This window comes from Martinezella sp. CNPSo 3964, assembly GCF_057784375.1.
Genome location: NZ_JBXSOW010000001.1, coordinates 159,169 through 176,010 on the forward strand (window position 1 = coordinate 159,169; position 16,842 = coordinate 176,010).

Annotated in this window: 16 protein-coding genes and 1 tRNA gene; 5 read left to right on the forward strand and 12 right to left on the reverse strand. The window is 58.8% G+C overall.

The features are described from left to right. Positions 1–377: 377 nt before the first annotated feature. On the reverse strand, positions 378–740 hold the full coding sequence (locus AC13Q5_RS00790; RefSeq protein ID WP_488500596.1) for a hypothetical protein: 363 nt from the start codon (positions 738–740) through the stop codon (positions 378–380). Between the two features lie 828 nt (positions 741–1,568). Further along, positions 1,569–1,644 (reverse strand) — tRNA-Lys (locus tag AC13Q5_RS00795). 377 nt (positions 1,645–2,021) lie between these two features. On the opposite strand from AC13Q5_RS00795, the gene AC13Q5_RS00800 reads away from it, so the two are divergent. The 3 genes from AC13Q5_RS00800 (at position 2,022) to AC13Q5_RS00810 (ending at position 3,513) form a co-directional block, all read left to right on the forward strand. Beyond that, the gene (locus AC13Q5_RS00800) at positions 2,022–2,279 is read left to right on the forward strand and encodes a GlsB/YeaQ/YmgE family stress response membrane protein (RefSeq protein ID WP_075852549.1); all 258 of its coding nucleotides are present in this window, start codon (positions 2,022–2,024) and stop codon (positions 2,277–2,279) included. A 205-nt stretch (positions 2,280–2,484) separates the two neighbouring features. After that, the gene (locus AC13Q5_RS00805) at positions 2,485–2,691 is read left to right on the forward strand and encodes a hypothetical protein (RefSeq protein WP_075852548.1); all 207 of its coding nucleotides are present in this window, start codon (positions 2,485–2,487) and stop codon (positions 2,689–2,691) included. A gap of 207 nt (positions 2,692–2,898) precedes the next feature. Beyond that, positions 2,899–3,513: a GntR family transcriptional regulator gene (locus AC13Q5_RS00810; protein WP_457882279.1), complete on the forward strand. Its 615-nt coding sequence runs from the start codon at positions 2,899–2,901 to the stop codon at positions 3,511–3,513. A 57-nt stretch (positions 3,514–3,570) separates the two neighbouring features. Here AC13Q5_RS00810 and AC13Q5_RS00815 read toward each other — a convergent pair whose 3' ends face one another. The 5 genes from AC13Q5_RS00815 to cysG all read right to left on the reverse strand — a co-directional run bounded on the left by AC13Q5_RS00815 (position 3,571) and on the right by cysG (position 8,606). Further along, complete coding sequence (locus AC13Q5_RS00815) at positions 3,571–4,383, reverse strand: ferredoxin--NADP reductase (RefSeq protein WP_075852546.1); 813 nt, start codon at positions 4,381–4,383, stop codon at positions 3,571–3,573. 247 nt (positions 4,384–4,630) lie between these two features. Continuing rightward, positions 4,631–5,143: a DUF934 domain-containing protein gene (locus tag AC13Q5_RS00820; protein ID WP_488500597.1), complete on the reverse strand. Its 513-nt coding sequence runs from the start codon at positions 5,141–5,143 to the stop codon at positions 4,631–4,633. A gap of 11 nt (positions 5,144–5,154) precedes the next feature. After that, entirely contained in the window at positions 5,155–6,834 is a 1,680-nt protein-coding gene (locus AC13Q5_RS00825; protein ID WP_488500598.1) for a nitrite/sulfite reductase, read from the reverse strand. A gap of 17 nt (positions 6,835–6,851) precedes the next feature. Continuing rightward, complete coding sequence (locus AC13Q5_RS00830) at positions 6,852–7,166, reverse strand: DUF2849 domain-containing protein (RefSeq protein ID WP_015339836.1); 315 nt, start codon at positions 7,164–7,166, stop codon at positions 6,852–6,854. A 3-nt stretch (positions 7,167–7,169) separates the two neighbouring features. Then, positions 7,170–8,606 carry a siroheme synthase CysG gene (gene cysG, locus AC13Q5_RS00835; protein WP_457882285.1) on the reverse strand — a complete coding sequence of 479 codons (1,437 nt, stop codon included), beginning with the start codon at positions 8,604–8,606 and terminating at the stop codon, positions 7,170–7,172. Between the two features lie 294 nt (positions 8,607–8,900). Here cysG and AC13Q5_RS00840 point away from each other — a divergent pair, with 294 nt between their 5' ends. Beyond that, a complete protein-coding gene (locus AC13Q5_RS00840; RefSeq protein ID WP_075852541.1) occupies positions 8,901–9,488 on the forward strand; it encodes a deaminase in 588 nt (195 codons plus the stop codon). Between the two features lie 22 nt (positions 9,489–9,510). Next, positions 9,511–10,359, forward strand: a complete 849-nt coding sequence (gene mazG, locus AC13Q5_RS00845) for a nucleoside triphosphate pyrophosphohydrolase (protein ID WP_457882287.1) — start codon at positions 9,511–9,513, stop codon at positions 10,357–10,359. Between the two features lie 108 nt (positions 10,360–10,467). Here mazG and hflX read toward each other — a convergent pair whose 3' ends face one another. From hflX to AC13Q5_RS00870, 5 genes are all read right to left on the reverse strand, one after another. Then, positions 10,468–11,802 (reverse strand): GTPase HflX, encoded by a 1,335-nt coding sequence (gene hflX, locus AC13Q5_RS00850; RefSeq protein ID WP_488500599.1) that lies wholly within the window; start codon positions 11,800–11,802, stop codon positions 10,468–10,470. A 78-nt stretch (positions 11,803–11,880) separates the two neighbouring features. After that, positions 11,881–12,123: an RNA chaperone Hfq gene (gene hfq, locus AC13Q5_RS00855; RefSeq protein WP_003539403.1), complete on the reverse strand. Its 243-nt coding sequence runs from the start codon at positions 12,121–12,123 to the stop codon at positions 11,881–11,883. A gap of 107 nt (positions 12,124–12,230) precedes the next feature. Then, positions 12,231–13,094: a D-amino-acid transaminase gene (locus tag AC13Q5_RS00860; RefSeq protein ID WP_488500600.1), complete on the reverse strand. Its 864-nt coding sequence runs from the start codon at positions 13,092–13,094 to the stop codon at positions 12,231–12,233. A gap of 65 nt (positions 13,095–13,159) precedes the next feature. Further along, positions 13,160–14,524 (reverse strand): nitrogen assimilation response regulator NtrX, encoded by a 1,365-nt coding sequence (ntrX, locus tag AC13Q5_RS00865; RefSeq protein WP_075852537.1) that lies wholly within the window; start codon positions 14,522–14,524, stop codon positions 13,160–13,162. Beyond that, positions 14,514–16,787, reverse strand: coding sequence for a sensor histidine kinase NtrY-like (locus AC13Q5_RS00870; RefSeq protein ID WP_075852536.1), 2,274 nt, complete (start codon positions 16,785–16,787; stop codon positions 14,514–14,516). Before AC13Q5_RS00870 ends, ntrX begins: the two co-directional genes overlap by 11 nt. Positions 16,788–16,842 lie beyond the last annotated feature (55 nt).

Below are 16,842 nucleotides of genomic sequence, written 5' to 3' on the forward strand. Positions count from 1 at the left end.
CGATCTCCCATCCAACTACCGAGCAGGTTTCGGAGGATTGCCGTCTTCGAAAGTGACAAAGCGCCACCCTACTGTACTTTTAGCGACACATAATATTATAATGCGACGATAGACACGAAACGAATCATGAATCTCATGCGTTTAAGCTTCACTGCCATGTGAGGAAAGCTGATCATGACGTCGATCGAAAAGAAGAAGCTCGCGCGGCTTGTTATGCTCAAATTGCTACCGATCTTCGGTGGCCTGACGGCTGTTGCGGTCGTCGCACTCTCCACAATCGCGTAGGAACTAGCCGCAGAACCTGCGTCGACAAGCTCGACCGCAAGTGATCGCTGATTTTGAAGCAAGGCGCTTCTGATGTTTTGTCTGTCCAAACGTCAGGAGCAGTCGGCACTATCGACCGAAAATGAATAATCCCTGCCCTTCAGCTGATAGATGTAATTCGCCAGGGATGCTTCGCCGGAACTGAACTTCGGTAGCAGGAAGTCGCAGAGGTCTGTGAGCTGGGCGGATTTGACGAGAGGCGGATCGAAATCGTCATCATCGTCGTCAAGATCGAAGAAATAGCTATAGATATGATCGGTGAGGTCTATTTTCGTCAGCGTGGTCTTCTGGTCGATCTTCCTCGGCAGATCCTTGTTGGCAAAGATCACCGGATAGCGCTCCGTAAGGTAGGGGATCACAACTCGCTCCGTCACCGGTGTCGTGATCGCGATACCCATCAGCGGCAGTACGCTCAAGGCTATCGAAAACCTCCTGCCTGCCATCAATCCAAACAAAAGCCCCAGAGAACCCAACAACCCGCAAACGATTGCATAGATTTCCCATAGGGACAGCTCTGCCACGAATTCCATCATTCGCCCGTCGTCTTCACCAATCATCTTATTGATGAGACTATGGTACTACCAAATCGATATTTTTCACCAGCTAATTTGTACCGAATGCCATCAACAACCTGTGCGTTATGGCTAGCTGAAAAAGTCGACCCCGCGCCGAGGCCGCGCAATTAACGAGATTCAACAATGCAGATACAATCGGGGAGGCTTTACGCTCTAATTGCTTCGTTCGAAACTGAACGGCAGGCGCTGAGCTACCCACGGCCTTCCAATCTAGGCTACGCACAAAAACCCGGATTGCGGCGTTATACCCGGTTGGACTGATCTTTGGCCCAGCCGATCATTCCATTCAATGAACCAGCTTCGCAACGGGCGGAACAGTTTGCTCCGCGCTCTCGTGCCGTCCCGAAGTCGACCCGATGATAACCGCAACGACGGCGACCATTATGTAAATAATGACACCTTTAGGCTTTCGGTCCGATACGCAATGCCTTGTCGACTCTAGTGAACGCAGATGGTCAGACATCATGATCCTTTGGTATTGAAGGACACTCATTTAGTCGATCAGTGGTCCCTAATGAATATCCCGATTCGCGCATCTCCCTTGCAGCAGGCGAATACCGGGTCTTTTCTCGGATCCAAATTGTCCGGCAAAAAAGCCGACCCCATGCTCGCACGCAGCAGATAGAGCCGAAACCAAGTCCTGAAAAACTGCAGAACTAATGAAATCTATGGTGAGAGCGATGGGATTCGAACCCATGACCTACTGATTAAAAGTCAGTTGCTCTACCGACTGAGCTACGCTCTCCCTTTCCGCAGGCAGAGGCTGCCTCGGCTGGAAGTGCGCGGAACATATGCAGACGCCCTATTGTGGTCAACCCATAAAATTGTGGTTGCTGGCGACCGAAGATGCTTTTCCTCACCTCGCTACCGCGAAATGACGGCATCGAGCTAAAGAAATCGCCTATTATCAAGGAAAATCGGAAATCCGACGCCATAGATGGACGAGCTTCAACAAGGCAAACGATTCTCAAGGAGCCAAACAACCGTAACAATTTCCCTTAATAATCAGGGTTGCAATGAACGGATTGATCGGCTCGCCATCCGCAACAGTTGGGGTGCGAATCGTTTTTGGTGTATATCAGTTATTGTTAACAACCTGTCGGGCCCTCAGGAGGTTCTTTTATGGAAGACGCAAACGTCGGTTGGATTGCAGCAATTATCATCGGCGGCTTAGCTGGCTGGTTCGCCGAGATGATCATGAAAAGCAACACAGGCATCATCATGAACATCATCCTCGGCATCGTCGGCGCGCTTGTCGCCAGCTGGCTGTTCCGGACGCTCGGTATCGCGCTGCCGTTCCATGTATGGCTGAACTACCTGATCACAGGTTTCATCGGCGCCTGCATCCTGATTTTCGTCGGTCGACTGATCAGACGTTAGCGGCGCATCGGGCTGCACAAGCCCGAATTGGGAAGAGGAAAAAGGGAAGGCGGGCAAAACCCGCCTTTCCTTTTTTTATTGCTTGAGTTCTGCGAGACACAAGGGCTTCAGCAAGCCGTGGAAAAGTGTTCCGGCGCTCTTGAGACCTTTCCAAGCCGGACCTCGGCTCTATCTACCAAAAGGGAACCGAAAGGAGGTTGGAAATATGACGGAAAACGCCAATCGGACAACCACCCGCAAAGTCATCCGCGGCCGCCCCTACAGCATTGCGGAGTTTGCACGGAAGTATCGCCTCGATGATGCGGAGGCAAAGCGCCTCTTCTACAAGTTCGGTCCGTCGTCCACCGAACTGGACCTGCTCATGGCCGCCAAACGAAGGCCACCTACCCTTGCGACCGCAATCGGTCGGTAACACGCGGCTTTTCCTGCCAGCTTTGCGAAATGCCACCGAGATCGTCGACCGCAAAGCGAAGATCAGGCAGATGCGATATTCGGGCACGATGAACGGCCATGACGCTTGCCTTTGCAATTTCGCATGCTGATATATCACGCTTGGTTGCCTTCGAGGATGCTAGATGACACTGTGTGCCACCCAAGCATATGTCGGACGCAGCCTAGCATGCAGAATTCGCTTAGCCACCTCGCCTATCTCGCGTTGGAATACGCGATTGTGACGCTTGCGCTGAAGCCCGGCGCCCTCGTCACCGAAAAGCAGCTGATCGAAGTGGCGCAGCACGGGCGAACACCAGTGCGCGAGGCAATCCAGAAACTTGCATGGCAGGGATTGATCCACGTGCGGCCGCGCGTCGGCCTGCAGATCGCGGAGATTCGCCCGGAAGACCATCAATATGTCATGCAGGTGAGACGGGGGTTGGAGCCGATTGCAGCCTCGCTCGCTGCCACCCATGCCGATCCGGAGCAGCGCGAGCAGTTGCGGGAATGCGCCCGCCTGATGACGGAGTGCGCTGCCACCGGCAACCTTCCCGGCTTTTTCGCTGCCGATAAGGCCTTCGACGAGATTCTCGAGGCCGCCTGCCCCAACAACTTCATCACGGCGGCGCTCACACCAGTGCAGACCCATGCGCGCCGGCTGTGGTACTCTAAAGGGATGCATGACCGCATGGGCCAGGCGATCGCAATGCATATTCAGGCCATCGAAGCCATTCAGGGCGGTGATGCGAATGCTGCCGAGAAAGCTATGGCCTCACTTATCGATTATCTCAGCGGTACATGAAAAAGCGGCCTCGTTGCCAAAGCCGCCTTTCTTTCAGAATTTAAATAGTTCGTTGGATCAACCGACGAAAGCGCGTTCGATGACGAACTCAGCCGGCTTGTTGTTGGCACCTTCGTTCAGGCCAGCCTTCTCGAGCAGACCCTTGGTGTCCTTCAGCATGGCAGAGGAGCCGCAGATCATGCCGCGATCGATCGCGGGATCTAACGGCGGCACGCCGAGATCGCTGAAAAGCTTGCCATTCTCGATGAGATCGGTGATGCGACCGGTGAAGGGGAACTCCTCGCGGGTGACAGTCGCGTAATGACGCAGCTTGTCGCCAACCACTTCGCTCAGAATCTCGTCGTTTCGGATTTCCTCGACGAGATCGAAACCGTATTTCAGCTCGGCGACATCGCGCGTCGTGTGGGTGAGGATGACTTCCTCATACTTCTCATAGGTTTCCGGATCGCGGATCAGGCTCGCAAACGGCGCGATGCCGGTGCCGGTGGAGAACATGTACAGGCGACGGCCTGGGGTCAGTGCATCCAGAACCAGCGTGCCGGTCGGCTTCTTGCGCATCAGCACCTCGTCGCCGGGCTTGATGTTCTGCAGATGAGAGGTCAGCGGACCATCCGGCACCTTAATGGAAAAGAATTCAAGCTCGTCGGCCCAGGCTGGGCTTGCGATCGAATAGGCGCGATAGAGCGGCTTGCCATCGACCATCAGACCGATCATGGCGAATTCACCGGAACGGAAGCGGAAGCCTTGCGGCCGGGTCATGGTGAAGCGGAAGAGCCGGTCGGTATAATGCGTGACGCTCAGCACCTTCTCGGCGAAGACGCCGGCGGGCACTGCTGAAGCAAATTCATCTGTCTTTGCGGGGGCGTTCATTCTGTCTCGGATCCCGTATTAGTCTTACACGTATTCCCTGGCACGTCTTTCCTGGCAGGCTCATTTCGCGACGCTGATATTATAATATAGTCGGTTTTGAAAGGCATTCCATTCCAACCGACGACACAGGACTGAAATATGTATATTTCAGTCAAGATTCCAATTCACCGACCTTACATCATTCGAAAGGCCTGAATACGGCAATCCGACACCGTCAAATTGCCGCAACAGAATGCGTCTTTCGACATCAGGCCGACTTCGCCGGCAAACGCCGCCAGCTGTAGGCCTGACCGCCTTCGGCGCGGCGTGCGGTCGGCTGGTAATAGTGCGGAATACCCGGCAAGCGGTTTTCCGACAATCTTTTCAGCGCGGTCTCATTCGTCACAGCGAAACTGTCGACGCCGACGCGCAGCATCAACGGTACCTGATCGATCAGCACGTCGCCGACGGCACGCAACTCCCTGGCATAACCCAGGCGCTGGCGCAGCAGCGAGGCATGGCTGAAGGCGCGACCATCGCTGAATGCCGGAAAGGCGACCGCGACGATTTCGAGGCGATCGAGATAGGGCTGCAGCCGGGTGACATCGTCAGCCGGCTTGATGACGACGCCGAGGCCGACGTCGTTGCTTTCTTCAGCCCTTGCGATCAGCGCATCAATGCTCAGAAGAGGTTTCTGCGTCTCATTCGCCTTGACCTCGTCGGTCTCGATAACCCACGGATCATTTTCCACGAAACCGGTTTCCCGCCAGATCTTGGTCATGGTCAATCTCCTTACGCCGCTTCGGCTGCCGACGAGGACGCGCCGTAAAGCGCGGTCTTGAACGGCTGCGGCCCGACGCGACGATAGGCGACGAGGAAGGTTTCGGAGGGATCTAGGCGAAGGCCAAGATAGGTGTCGACGATGGTCTCGATGGCATCCGTCACCTTGTCGGGCTCGAAGCCACGCCCGATGATTTCGCCGATCGACGTATTCTCGTCGCCGGAGCCGCCGAGCGTGATCTGGTAGAGTTCAGCGCCCTTCTTCTCCACACCAAGCAGGCCGATATGGCCGACATGGTGATGGCCGCAGGCATTGATGCAGCCGGAAATCTTGATCTTCAACTCGCCGATCTCGGCCTGGCGCTCAGGCGAGCCAAATCGCGCGGAAATCTCCTGCGCAACCGGGATCGAGCGCGCATTGGCAAGGGCGCAATAGTCGAGACCGGGACAGGCGATGATATCGGTGATCAGGCCGGCATTCGCCGTCTCCAGACCGTTGGCCACCAAGCCACGATAGACGGCTTCGAGATCGGCCAATGCGACGTGCGGCAGGATCAGATTCTGCTCATGGCTGACGCGGATTTCGTCGAAGGCATATTCCTCGGCGATATCGGCGACGGCGTCCATCTGAGCATCCGAGGCATCGCCCGGAATGCCGCCGATCGGCTTCAGCGAGATCGTCACCATGCCGTAATCGGGATTCTTGTGCGGTTGCACATTCTGCTGCACCCAGCGGGCAAAGGCCGGATCGGCCTTCTTCCAGTGCGCCAGGCTTTCCCAGCCTTCGGCACGCTGTGGCAGTGCCGGCGGCGCGAAATAGGCGGAGATGGCCTGAACATCGGCTTCCGGCAGCTTCAGTTCGGTGTCTTTCAGCTTGTCGAATTCGACCTCGACCTGACGTGCCAGTTCTTCGGCGCCGGTTTCATGCACGAGGATCTTGATGCGCGCCTTGTACTTGTTGTCGCGGCGGCCATGCAGGTTGTAAACGCGCATAATCGCCGTCGTGTATGACAGGAGATCCTCTTCCGGGAGGAAGTCGCGAATGAGTTTGGCGACGAGCGGCGTGCGGCCCTGCCCGCCTCCGACGTAGACAGCAAAGCCGATCTCGCCCTTGTCATTCTTCTTCAGATGCAGGCCGATATCATGCACCTGGATCGCGGCGCGGTCGCGCTCCGCACCGGTGACGGCGATCTTGAACTTGCGCGGCAGGAACGAGAATTCCGGATGAACCGACGACCACTGGCGCAGAATTTCGGCGTAGGGTCGGGGGTCGGCGACTTCGTCAGCCGCGGCGCCGGCGAAATGGTCGGCCGTCACGTTGCGAATGCAGTTGCCCGAAGTCTGGATGGCGTGCATTTCGACCGACGCGAGATCGGCCAGCGCATCGGGCATTTCGGAGAGCTTCGGCCAGTTGAACTGCAGGTTCTGACGCGTGGTGAAGTGGCCGTAACCGCGGTCATAGGTGCGCGCGACATGGGCGAGCATGCGCATCTGGCGCGAACTCAGCGTGCCGTAGGGAATGGCGATGCGCAGCATGTAGGCATGAAGCTGCAGATAGACGCCGTTCATCAGGCGCAGCGGCTTGAAGGCATCTTCCGAAAGCTCACCCGAGAGGCGCCGCTCCACCTGATCGCGGAACTGGGCAACCCGTTCCGCAACGAAGGCGTGGTCGAATTCATCGTAACGATACATGATTTCCTCGGGACTTCTCAGACTGCAATGAAATCGGGATCGGCCGCGGCGTAGCCCGGCGCGTATTCCATGGTTGGGCCTTCGGCGCGGATACGCTCGCGCAAGCGCAGCGGCCAGAGCTTGCCGCCGGTTTCCTGTACGTCGATCAGATTGACGTCGACAACCTTGTTGTCGGCATAGGCCTGCTTGCCGATCGCTTCCAGAGCGGCTTCCGCTTCGGCATGGCGAGCGACCAGCGCTTCCTGCAGCGATGTCACCCACTCACCATTTGCGTTCAGCCAGACGGCGACGCCATCGGTGAGCCGGTTTGCGGTCAGAACCTTGTCGACCATCAATCAGTTCCTTGCATAGTCTTGAGCAGCGGTCTCGCGACGGACCAGCGGCTCGGATTGTTCAAAATTCGCACCGGCGACAGCATCGCCGATAATAACCATGACCGGTCCGCCCAGCTCATCGCGGTGCTCGAGATCAGGCAGATCCCGCAATATACCGTGCATCAGGCGGCGATCGCGACGGCTGGCATTCTCGATGATGGCAACGGTCGTCTCGGGCGGCAAACCGGCCTGCATAAGACGGCCGGCGACGGAAGCGGCAACCGTGCGTCCCATATATACGGCAATCGTGGCGCCGGATACAGCCAGGCTTGCCCAATCGGGCAGCACGTCGCCTGTAAGATCGTGACCCGTCGTAAAGACCAGCGAAGAGGCAACGCCGCGCAGCGTCAGCGGCAGTTCGAAATCTGCAGCAGCAGCGAAGGCCGAGGTGATGCCGGGAACGATCTCATAGCCGATGCCGGCAGCACGCAGGGCCGCCATTTCCTCGCCTGCACGGCCATAAACCAGCGGATCGCCCGACTTCAGCCGTACGACGCGCCTGCCTTCGCGGCCAAGCTGCACCAACAGATCGTTGATCTCTTCCTGCGACTTGCTGTGGCATCCCTTGCGCTTGCCGACGGACAGACGCTCAGCATCGCGCCGTCCCATATCGACGATCGCCTGTGGCACGAGGGCATCATAGACGATGACATCGGCTTCCATCATCACGCGCTGCGCCCGCAAGGTCAGCAGATCTTCCGCACCTGGGCCGGCGCCGACCAGCCAGACGCGGCCCTCAACCTCACGCGACGACTGCAGCAACTCATCGGCCGCCTGCTCGGCCTGCGCGATATGGCCCGCATTGACGGCATCGGCGACAGGTCCTGAAAAGAACTGCCGCCAGAACATGCGGCGGGCAACGCCGCGCGGCACAAGGTGCTCGACCGGCTTGCGGAAACGCGTCGCAAGCTCAGCCAGCTTGCCGAGCGACGGCGACAGCATCTGGTCGATCTGCGCGCGGATCATTTGCGCCAGTACCGGACCGGCGCCTTCCGTGCCGATGGCAACGGCCACGGGAGCGCGATTGACCAGCGCCGGCGTGTAGAAATCGCAGTAATCGGGCTGATCGACGGCGTTTGCCGGAATTCTCTCGGCGCGGGCGGCATCGACAATCGCGCGATCCGCCGCAGCGTCACCGGTGGCGGCAAAGACCAGCGCGGCGCCCTTGATCTGATCCGATGAGAAATCGCCGCGTACGGTTTCAATCCGGTTGGCGATGAGGAAGGCGTGATAGTCAGCCTCGGGCGACTGCACATAGGCAACGATTCTCGCCTGCGTATTCAGAAGCAGCCGCACCTTGGCAAAGGCTTCGTCGCCATTGCCGAAGACAGCCGTAACCCTTCCTTCCACACGGAAGAAGGCGGGGAACGCCGAAAGCTGTTCAGTCCTGGGAGGCATCGTTATTCCACTTCGAGATTTGGCGAATATCGCCCTTGCGGCCAAGAGATTGAAGAAACAGAAATTCTAATGCCTATGCATGCGCGTATTCTTTTGCTCGACATCTCAAGGATTTGAGCAAAACTCACCAGACGAGCAGATCGAGATAAATATAGGAAATCTATAGACTTTTATCATTGACTGACGTCTGCGGTGATTTTATTGCCTGTGACAAATGTGGTCCATACGTCATTTGCGCATTCCGTCGAGTGGGCAATGCCGATAGACTATAGCCGAAATTCCTGGAGGAAATCCTTGTCCGACAATAGCATCGCAGCCCGCCTTCTTGACGTCGTGGAGCACGACATCCTGCCCCTGACCCGCAAGGGCGTGGCGGCCGGCAACAAGGTGTTCGGCGCGGCCATCCTGCGCAAATCCGACCTTTCGCTCGTCATCGCTGAAACGAACAATGAGTTGGAGAACCCGCTCTGGCACGGCGAAGTCCATGCCCTCAAGCGCTTCTACGAGCTCGGCGAAAAGCCCGTGACCAAGGATCTGATCTTCCTGTCCACCCATGAGCCCTGCACCATGTGCATGTCGGCGATCACCTGGGCCGGGTTCGACAATTTCTATTATTTCTTCAGCCACGAGGACTCTCGCGACGCCTTCGCGATCCCGCATGATCTCAAGATTCTGAAGGAAGTCTTCGGCCTGGAACCTGGTGGTTATCGCCGCCAAAACGCTTTCTGGAACAGCTTTGCCATCTCTGACCTCGTAGAGACGGAAGATGATCCGCGCAAGGGCGAGTTGAAGGACCAGACAGCGCGCATCAAGGCAGCCTATGCCGGATTGTCCGACAGCTACCAGGCGTCTAAGAGCGACAACGACATCCCCTTGAATTGACAGAGCAAGACCCGAGGCAATGATGGAAGCATCGCGAGACATTTCCGGCCTGATCGACATCATGGCGGCGCTGCGAAATCCCGAGAGCGGCTGCCCATGGGATATCGTCCAGACCTTCGAAACCATCAAGCCCTATACCATCGAAGAAGCCTACGAAGTGGCGGATGCGATCGAGCGGAAGGATAACGACGATCTCTGCGACGAGCTCGGCGATCTCCTGCTGCAGGTCGTATTCCATGCCCGGATCGCCGAGGAGGCCGGCGCATTTTCCTTTGGTGACGTCGTGCACGCCATCACCCGCAAGATGATCCGCCGCCATCCGCATGTCTTTGCCGTCTCCGATGCGAAGACCGAGGACGCGGTGACGCTGCAATGGGATAGGATCAAGGCCGAGGAGAAGCGGGAGCGGGCCGAACGTCGTGCCAAGAGCGGTATCACGGAGGATTTCAAGGCCGGCTTCCTGGGCTCGGTGCAGCGGACGTTCCCTGCCCTGACGGAAGCGTTGAAACTGCAGGAGCGGGCCGCCAAGGTCGGCTTCGACTGGTCGGCACCGGAGCCGATTCTCGACAAGATCGAGGAGGAGATCGGCGAATTGCGGGCAGCGCTCGCGAGCGGCGACAAGGCCAAGGTCAGCGACGAACTCGGCGACCTGATCTTTGCCGTCGTCAATATCGGACGGCATGTGAATACCGATCCGGAACAAGCCCTACGCGGCACGAATACGAAGTTCCGCCGCCGCTTCCATCACATCGAAACGACGCTCGATGCGGAAGGCGAGACGCTGGAAGGCGCCTCGCTGGAGCGGATGGAAGAGATCTGGCAGTCGGCAAAGGCGATAGAGCGGCAGCTCGCAGGCGTGAAAACGGCCTGAAGCGCGCCGCGATCCTTCGGATTCGCTTCTTGCGCTTCTGGCTCGGATCTTTCGCATGTCGTTATTGCAAAACCGCTTCACACTTTTGCGCGACATGCGGAATGCCGCCTATTCCCAATCCTCGCGCTGCGGCTTGGGACCATTACCCATGCGCCGCTCCAGCTCAGCCGCCTCGGTTTCTGTCAACCGGACGTCGAGCGTCACGGTGCCGTCCTCATTATCTTCACGGTTATCGACGATGGCATGATTGTAGAGCCAAGGCAGCAGCGCCAGCTTTTCGACAGGAAGCGTGATCGTCGTTTCCGTGAGCACGCCGGACAGGCGGCGACTGATTTCGTCCATCAGGCGATCGACGCCCTCACCGCTCATCGCAGAGACGGCAATGACGTTCTCGGTGGTCGATGCCTTCTGCACGATGGCGTCATGCGCTTCCGGCTCGAGCCGATCGATCTTGTTCCAGACCTCGAGGATGCGCTCCGCACCTTCGGCCTCGCCGATGCCGAGATCGCCGAGAATGCGCATGACATCGGCGCTCTGAGCCTGATTGTCATCATCCGAGAGATCGCGCACATGCAGGATGAGATCGGCTTCCAACACTTCTTCGAGCGTCGCTCTGAAAGCGGCCACCAGGTGAGTCGGCAGATCCGAGATAAAGCCGACGGTGTCGGAGAGGATGACGGTGCGGCCATGCGGCAGCTTCATGCGCCGCAGCGTCGGATCGAGCGTTGCAAACAGCATGTCTTCCGCCAGCACGCCGGCGCCGGTGATACGGTTGAACAGCGTCGACTTGCCGGCGTTGGTATAGCCGACGAGAGCCACGATCGGATGCGGCACCTTCCGGCGCTTGGCGCGGTGAAGCTGGCGGGTGCGAACCACCTGCTCCAGCTCGCGCTCCAGCCGGATTATCCGTTCCTGCAGCATGCGCCGGTCGGCTTCGATCTGGGTTTCACCCGGGCCGCCCATGAAGCCGGCACCGCCGCGCTGGCGCTCAAGGTGGGTCCAGCTTCGGACCAGCCGGCCCTTCTGATAGTTCAGATGCGCAAGCTCGACCTGCAGCGTGCCTTCCTTGGTGGAGGCGCGGCGGCCGAAGATTTCGAGGATGAGGCCCGTGCGGTCGATGACCTTGGCGTTCCATGCCTTCTCGAGATTGCGCTGCTGCACCGGCGTCAACGGATGATCGACGATGACGAGGCCGGCGTTGAACTCGTCAAGCAGCGCGCGAATCTCTTCAATCTTGCCGGTTCCAAGCAGCGTTGCCGGTCGCGGATCGTTGATCGGGACGATGGAGCCGTTGACGACATCGAGATCGATGGCAAGTGCGAGGCCCTTGGCCTCTTCCAGCCGGCTTTCGGGCGGGCGCGAAACGGAGATGGCACTGTCGGCCTGGGCGGAACGCGCGGCGCGCGCCTGTTTCAGCACAGGCACGACGACAACTGCGCGCATATCATCCCGGTGCTTTACGGTCTCCGGGATGAGGGAATCATTTTTGGTATCGCGTGTCGTGATAGTAGCAAGTCCCGGTTAGGAAGCGGCTTCTTCGCTCTCGAACATCTGCATCGGCTGACCCGGCATGATCGTCGAGATCGCGTGCTTGTAGACGAGCTGCGAATGGCCATCACGGCGGAGCAAGACACAGAAATTGTCGAAGGAGGTTACGACACCCGTGAGCTTCACACCGTTAATCAAGAAAATTGTCAGTGAAATCTTTTGCTTGCGAACAGTATTGAGAAATAGGTCCTGCAAGTTCTGAGAACGTTCCGCCATCGCGCCGCTTCTTTCTTTTTTGCCGACCGAGGTCGGTTAAATGTCATGATATACAGAGGTCCCGGACAGGAGATACCCTCATTCTCTCCCCCCAGCGAATGTTGGTATCAAATCGCAGTCTTTTCCGCAACGTCGAAAAAGGCTTCACGAATTTTCTGTGACATGCTGCCCGGATGACCGTTGGCAATGGTCTCGCCGTCGATAGAAACGACCGGAAAACAGATACTTGTCGCCGCTGTTATGAAGACTTCACGGGCCTTCATCATCTCTTCGACCGAGAAGAATCGCTCGACGATCGTCACCTCGAGTTTTGCCGCGACATCCAAAAGCGTCGTGCGGGTGATGCCGCGCAGGATGCCGTGATCGGCGGGGCGCGTGACGAGATTCCCGTCGTGATCGACGATCCAGACGTTGGTGGCGGCCCCTTCCTTCACCATGCCGTTATGGTCGATATAGATCGCTTCCTGCGCGCCGGCTTCCTTGGCCTGCTGGCGGGCCATCGCATTCGGAAGCAGGCCGACCGACTTGATATCCACCCGGTCCCAGCGGTTATCGCGAACGGTGATTGCCTTGATGCCATTGGCATTCTTCTTGGCAATCACCGACTGATCGGTACTCTTGGCGGTCACGACGATCGAAGACGGCGTACCATCAGGCGGAAAGACATGATCGCGCCGGGCCACGCCGCGCGTTACCTGCAGGTAGAACAGGCCATTGCGGACGTGATTGCGACGCAGCGTCTCGCGAATCACCAGGATCAAGGCCTGGCGCGTCATCGGCCAGGCAATGCGAAGCTCGCTCAGCGACCGGTTGAGGCGATCGAGATGGCGCGTCATGTCGACGATCACGCCGTGACGAACCTCGCACACCTCATAGACGCCATCAGCAAACTGATAGCCGCGATCTTCGATATGCACCATGGCATCGCTGTGCCTGACGTAACGGCCGTTGACATAAGCTATTCTCGGCATGGAAGCCCCTGATCCGAATTCTTTGACGTTTAAAAGTCGGGGATGTTTGAAAGTCGGGCGACTGATCAGACGCCCAACGACTTCAGCTTGCGATGCAGCGCGGAACGCTCCATGCCGACAAATTCCGCCGTGCGCGAGATATTGCCGCCAAAACGGTTGATCTGGGCGATGAGATAATCGCGCTCGAACATTTCACGTGCTTCGCGCAGCGGCAGCGTCATGATGTGATAGTCGTTCTTGGCGGAGACCTTGGGCAGCATGTCGCCGAGGTCGGTCGGCAGCATTTCCGCCGTGATCGGCGTGTCCGCACCATCGGAGCGCGCCAGGATCATCAGCCGCTCGATGTTGTTGCGCAGCTGGCGGATGTTACCGGGCCAGTCATGTGCCTGCAGCACGGCCATGGCGTCATCGCCGATCCGACGAGGGCGAATGCCGGCCTGTTCGGAAATCTGGCGCATCAGCTGGTCGACGAGGAAGGGGATATCTTCCCGGCGCTCGGCAAGAGCCGGCACACGGACGGGCACGACGGCGAGGCGGTGGTAAAGATCCTCCCGGAACAGACCTTCGGCAATGCGGCTCTCGAGATTATAGGCCGTGGACGAGATAATACGCACATCCACCTTGACGCGCTTGGAGCCGCCGACGCGCTCGAACTGCTGGTCGACGAGCACCCGCAGGATCTTGTTCTGCGTCTCGCGCGGCATTTCGCCGACTTCGTCGAGATAGAGGATACCGCGATGGGCCTCTTCCAAAGCGCCGATCTTGCGCGCCTGTCCCGGCGAGCCCTCCGTGCCAAACAGAGCGATTTCCATGCGCTCCGGCGTGATGGTCGCCGCATTCAGCGCCACGAAGGGACCGTTGGCACGCGTCGACTTCTTGTGGATCATGCGGGCCACCAGTTCCTTGCCGGAACCGGATGGGCCAAAAATCATCACGCGGCTGTTGGTCGGCGAAACCTTGTCGATCGTCTGGCGCAGCTGCGAAACGGCGACCGATGTGCCAATCAGCTCCACAGCGTCGCCTGTGCGGCGCTTCAACTCGGAAACCTCGCGCTTCAGCTTGGAGTTTTCCAGCGCGCGCTCGGCAATCAGGATCAGGCGATCGGCCTTGAATGGCTTCTCGATGAAATCGAAGGCGCCGCGCTTGATGGCGGAGACGGCCGTCTCGATATTGCCATGACCCGAAATCATGACCACGGGCAGCTCCGGATGGCGCGCCTTGATCTCGTCGAGCAGCGCAAGACCATCGAGCTTGCTGCCTTGCATCCAGATATCGAGGAAGATCAGCCGTGGCGCGCGGTCGGAAATCGCGGCAAGCGCACTATCGCTGTCATGTGCGGTTCGGGTTTCGTGCCCTTCATCCGAAAGAATTCCCGAAACGATTTCGCGAATGTCTTCCTCGTCGTCCACCACGAGAATGTCAGATGCCATAGACGCTTTCCTTGTCACTTGCTGTCTGGGCGACGGCGGCCTGCTCACGGCGCGGCAGATGCACGCGGATCATGGCCCCCCTGCCCTGGTCGAAATCGGCCGGCGCGTCGTGGAGTTCGATCTGCCCGCCATGGTCTTCAATGATCTTCTTGACGATGGCGAGCCCGAGGCCCGTGCCCTTTTCGCGCATCGTCATATAGGGTTCGAGAATGCTGTGCCGGTTCTCGACCGGCAGGCCGCGGCCGTTGTCGATGACATCGACAGTAAAGCGATCGCGGTCCGGGTCCAGGGACGAACGCACCAGGATCTTCGGCTGCTCGCGCGCCTGATCGCTCGGTACGCCCTCGATCGCCTCGACGGCATTCTTGATCAGATTGCCGAAGGCTTGGCCAAGCATTCGCGCATCGAACATGCCCTCCAGCCGTTCGTCGCCCAGCTCACGCTCGAATTTGACGTGATTGTTGCCCATTTCGCGCAGGAACACGGCATCGCGCAGAATATCGCGCAGATCGGTCGGCTCCATGGTCGGCTTCGGCATGCGGGCAAAGGAGGAGAACTCATCGACCATGCGGCCGATATCGCCTACCTGCCGAATGATCGTATCCGTGCACTGGTCGAAGACCGGACGGTCGGCATCGGCGATATTCTTGCCGAAGCGGCGGCGGATGCGCTCGGCCGACAGCTGGATCGGCGTCAACGGGTTCTTGATCTCGTGCGCGATGCGGCGCGCAACGTCGGCCCAGGCCGTCGAGCGCTGCGCGATGACGAGATCGGTGATGTCATCGAGCGTGATGACATAGGATTCATTGGCGTCGCGCGATTCCTCGCGCGTCACCTGGACGCTCAGCGTACGCACAGTTCCGCCGCGAACGAGACTGATCTGCTTGCGAAAATCGCTGCGATGGCGTGTCGTCGCTTCTGTGACAACCTGATCGACCTCGGGGGCCATATCCGACAGATTCTTACCGATGAGCTCGTCGCTCTTCAGTGTCAGCAGGTCTTCGGCCGAGGTGTTGACGATGGTGATGCGCCGATCGTGCTCGACGCCGATCACGGCTGCGGTCACACCTGAGAGCACGGCTTCGATGAAGCGGCGACGGTCGTCGACCTCATCCTTCGCTTCCAGAATTTCGTCTCGCTGCGTGCGGATTTCCGAGATCATCTTGTTGAAGGTGCGCGACAGGCTGCCGACGTCGCCATCGGCCGAGCGTACGGGCACCAGCACGTTCATATTGCCCGAGGCAACATTGTCTGCGGCACTGATGAGAAGGCGGATCGGCCGCACGATACGGTCGGCAATCGCAATCGCGGTCCAGATCGCGGCCAACAGCACGATGAGGGCGAAGCCGATATAGAGGACGGCGAACGCGATCTGCAGCGACATGCGCCCAGCTTCCATCGCCTTGTATTCGACGGTGTTGTCTTCCACCATCCGCATGGCGTTCATGACGCGCGGATCGACCGCACGCACGGTATAGAGAAACGAACCTGGAAGCTCGTCCAACTTGATGACCGCGCCGACGAGGTTGGTCACACCGGGCGGGATGAGCGTCGGCTGACCATTGGCCGAGGAATCGAGCGCATCCTTCGGAATGGCCGGTAGCGGGCGTTCGGTCTTGATCTCGGCCTGGACGATGGCGGTGCCGTCGCGGCGCACGAGGAAGGCGCCCAGCAAGCCGCGTCCGCGCGCCTGCCGGGTCATCAGATCGGCAAAACCGGTGCGGTCGAGGTTGAAGAGCGAGCGGTTGCGCTCCAGATCGTTCGCCATCGAGACGGTCTGACCCTGCAGGTAGCTCGCATTCTCCATCAAATAGGCTTGTGCAACATTTTGCGAAGAGCTGATGATCTGCTGAGTTCGCACACCGAACCAGCGATCAAGACCGACATTGAGCGTCAGACTGGCAACGATGGCCACGAGAATGGCCGGTGTGATCGCGACGATCGAGAAAAGAACGACGATACGGATATGCAGGCGGGCTGCCGCACGCCCACGGCTGCGCGCCTTCATCAGCCGCGCCACCTCGCGGGCAATCAGAGCGATCAGCCCCAGCACGAACAGGCCGTTGATGACGACCGAGGTAAAGACGACCGACGAGGTGGGTGCGATCGGCGTCAGCCCGAGAAGCATCAATAAGGTCGCGATGGCGCACAGAAGAGCGCCGCCGGCCAAGATCAGACCAGGCAGGGCAAAGGAAGCACGACGGTCCGTCACTTTGACAACCGCCTCGTCGCTCGCCGCCGGCGACACCGCGTCCTGCATCATTCCCATCAATCTCCACGCCCGAGCGACGGTCGGCGCCCTGGTCAAATCGCATGGC

Excerpts from the sequence above, each read along its gene's own strand:
- AC13Q5_RS00800 (WP_075852549.1), top strand. The coding sequence starts at position 2,022 with ATGGAAGACGCAAACGTCGGTTGGATTGCAGCAATTATCATCGGCGGC.
- AC13Q5_RS00805 (WP_075852548.1), top strand. The coding sequence starts at position 2,485 with ATGACGGAAAACGCCAATCGGACAACCACCCGCAAAGTCATCCGCGGC.
- AC13Q5_RS00810 (WP_457882279.1), top strand. The coding sequence starts at position 2,899 with ATGCAGAATTCGCTTAGCCACCTCGCCTATCTCGCGTTGGAATACGCG.
- AC13Q5_RS00815 (WP_075852546.1), bottom strand. The coding sequence starts at position 4,383 with ATGAACGCCCCCGCAAAGACAGATGAATTTGCTTCAGCAGTGCCCGCC.
- AC13Q5_RS00820 (WP_488500597.1), bottom strand. The coding sequence starts at position 5,143 with ATGACCAAGATCTGGCGGGAAACCGGTTTCGTGGAAAATGATCCGTGG.
- AC13Q5_RS00825 (WP_488500598.1), bottom strand. The coding sequence starts at position 6,834 with ATGTATCGTTACGATGAATTCGACCACGCCTTCGTTGCGGAACGGGTT.
- AC13Q5_RS00830 (WP_015339836.1), bottom strand. The coding sequence starts at position 7,166 with ATGGTCGACAAGGTTCTGACCGCAAACCGGCTCACCGATGGCGTCGCC.
- cysG (WP_457882285.1), bottom strand. The coding sequence starts at position 8,606 with ATGCCTCCCAGGACTGAACAGCTTTCGGCGTTCCCCGCCTTCTTCCGT.
- mazG (WP_457882287.1), top strand. The coding sequence starts at position 9,511 with ATGGAAGCATCGCGAGACATTTCCGGCCTGATCGACATCATGGCGGCG.
- hflX (WP_488500599.1), bottom strand. The coding sequence starts at position 11,802 with ATGCGCGCAGTTGTCGTCGTGCCTGTGCTGAAACAGGCGCGCGCCGCG.
- hfq (WP_003539403.1), bottom strand. The coding sequence starts at position 12,123 with ATGGCGGAACGTTCTCAGAACTTGCAGGACCTATTTCTCAATACTGTT.
- AC13Q5_RS00860 (WP_488500600.1), bottom strand. The coding sequence starts at position 13,094 with ATGCCGAGAATAGCTTATGTCAACGGCCGTTACGTCAGGCACAGCGAT.
- ntrX (WP_075852537.1), bottom strand. The coding sequence starts at position 14,524 with ATGGCATCTGACATTCTCGTGGTGGACGACGAGGAAGACATTCGCGAA.
- AC13Q5_RS00870 (WP_075852536.1), bottom strand. The coding sequence starts at position 16,787 with ATGATGCAGGACGCGGTGTCGCCGGCGGCGAGCGACGAGGCGGTTGTC.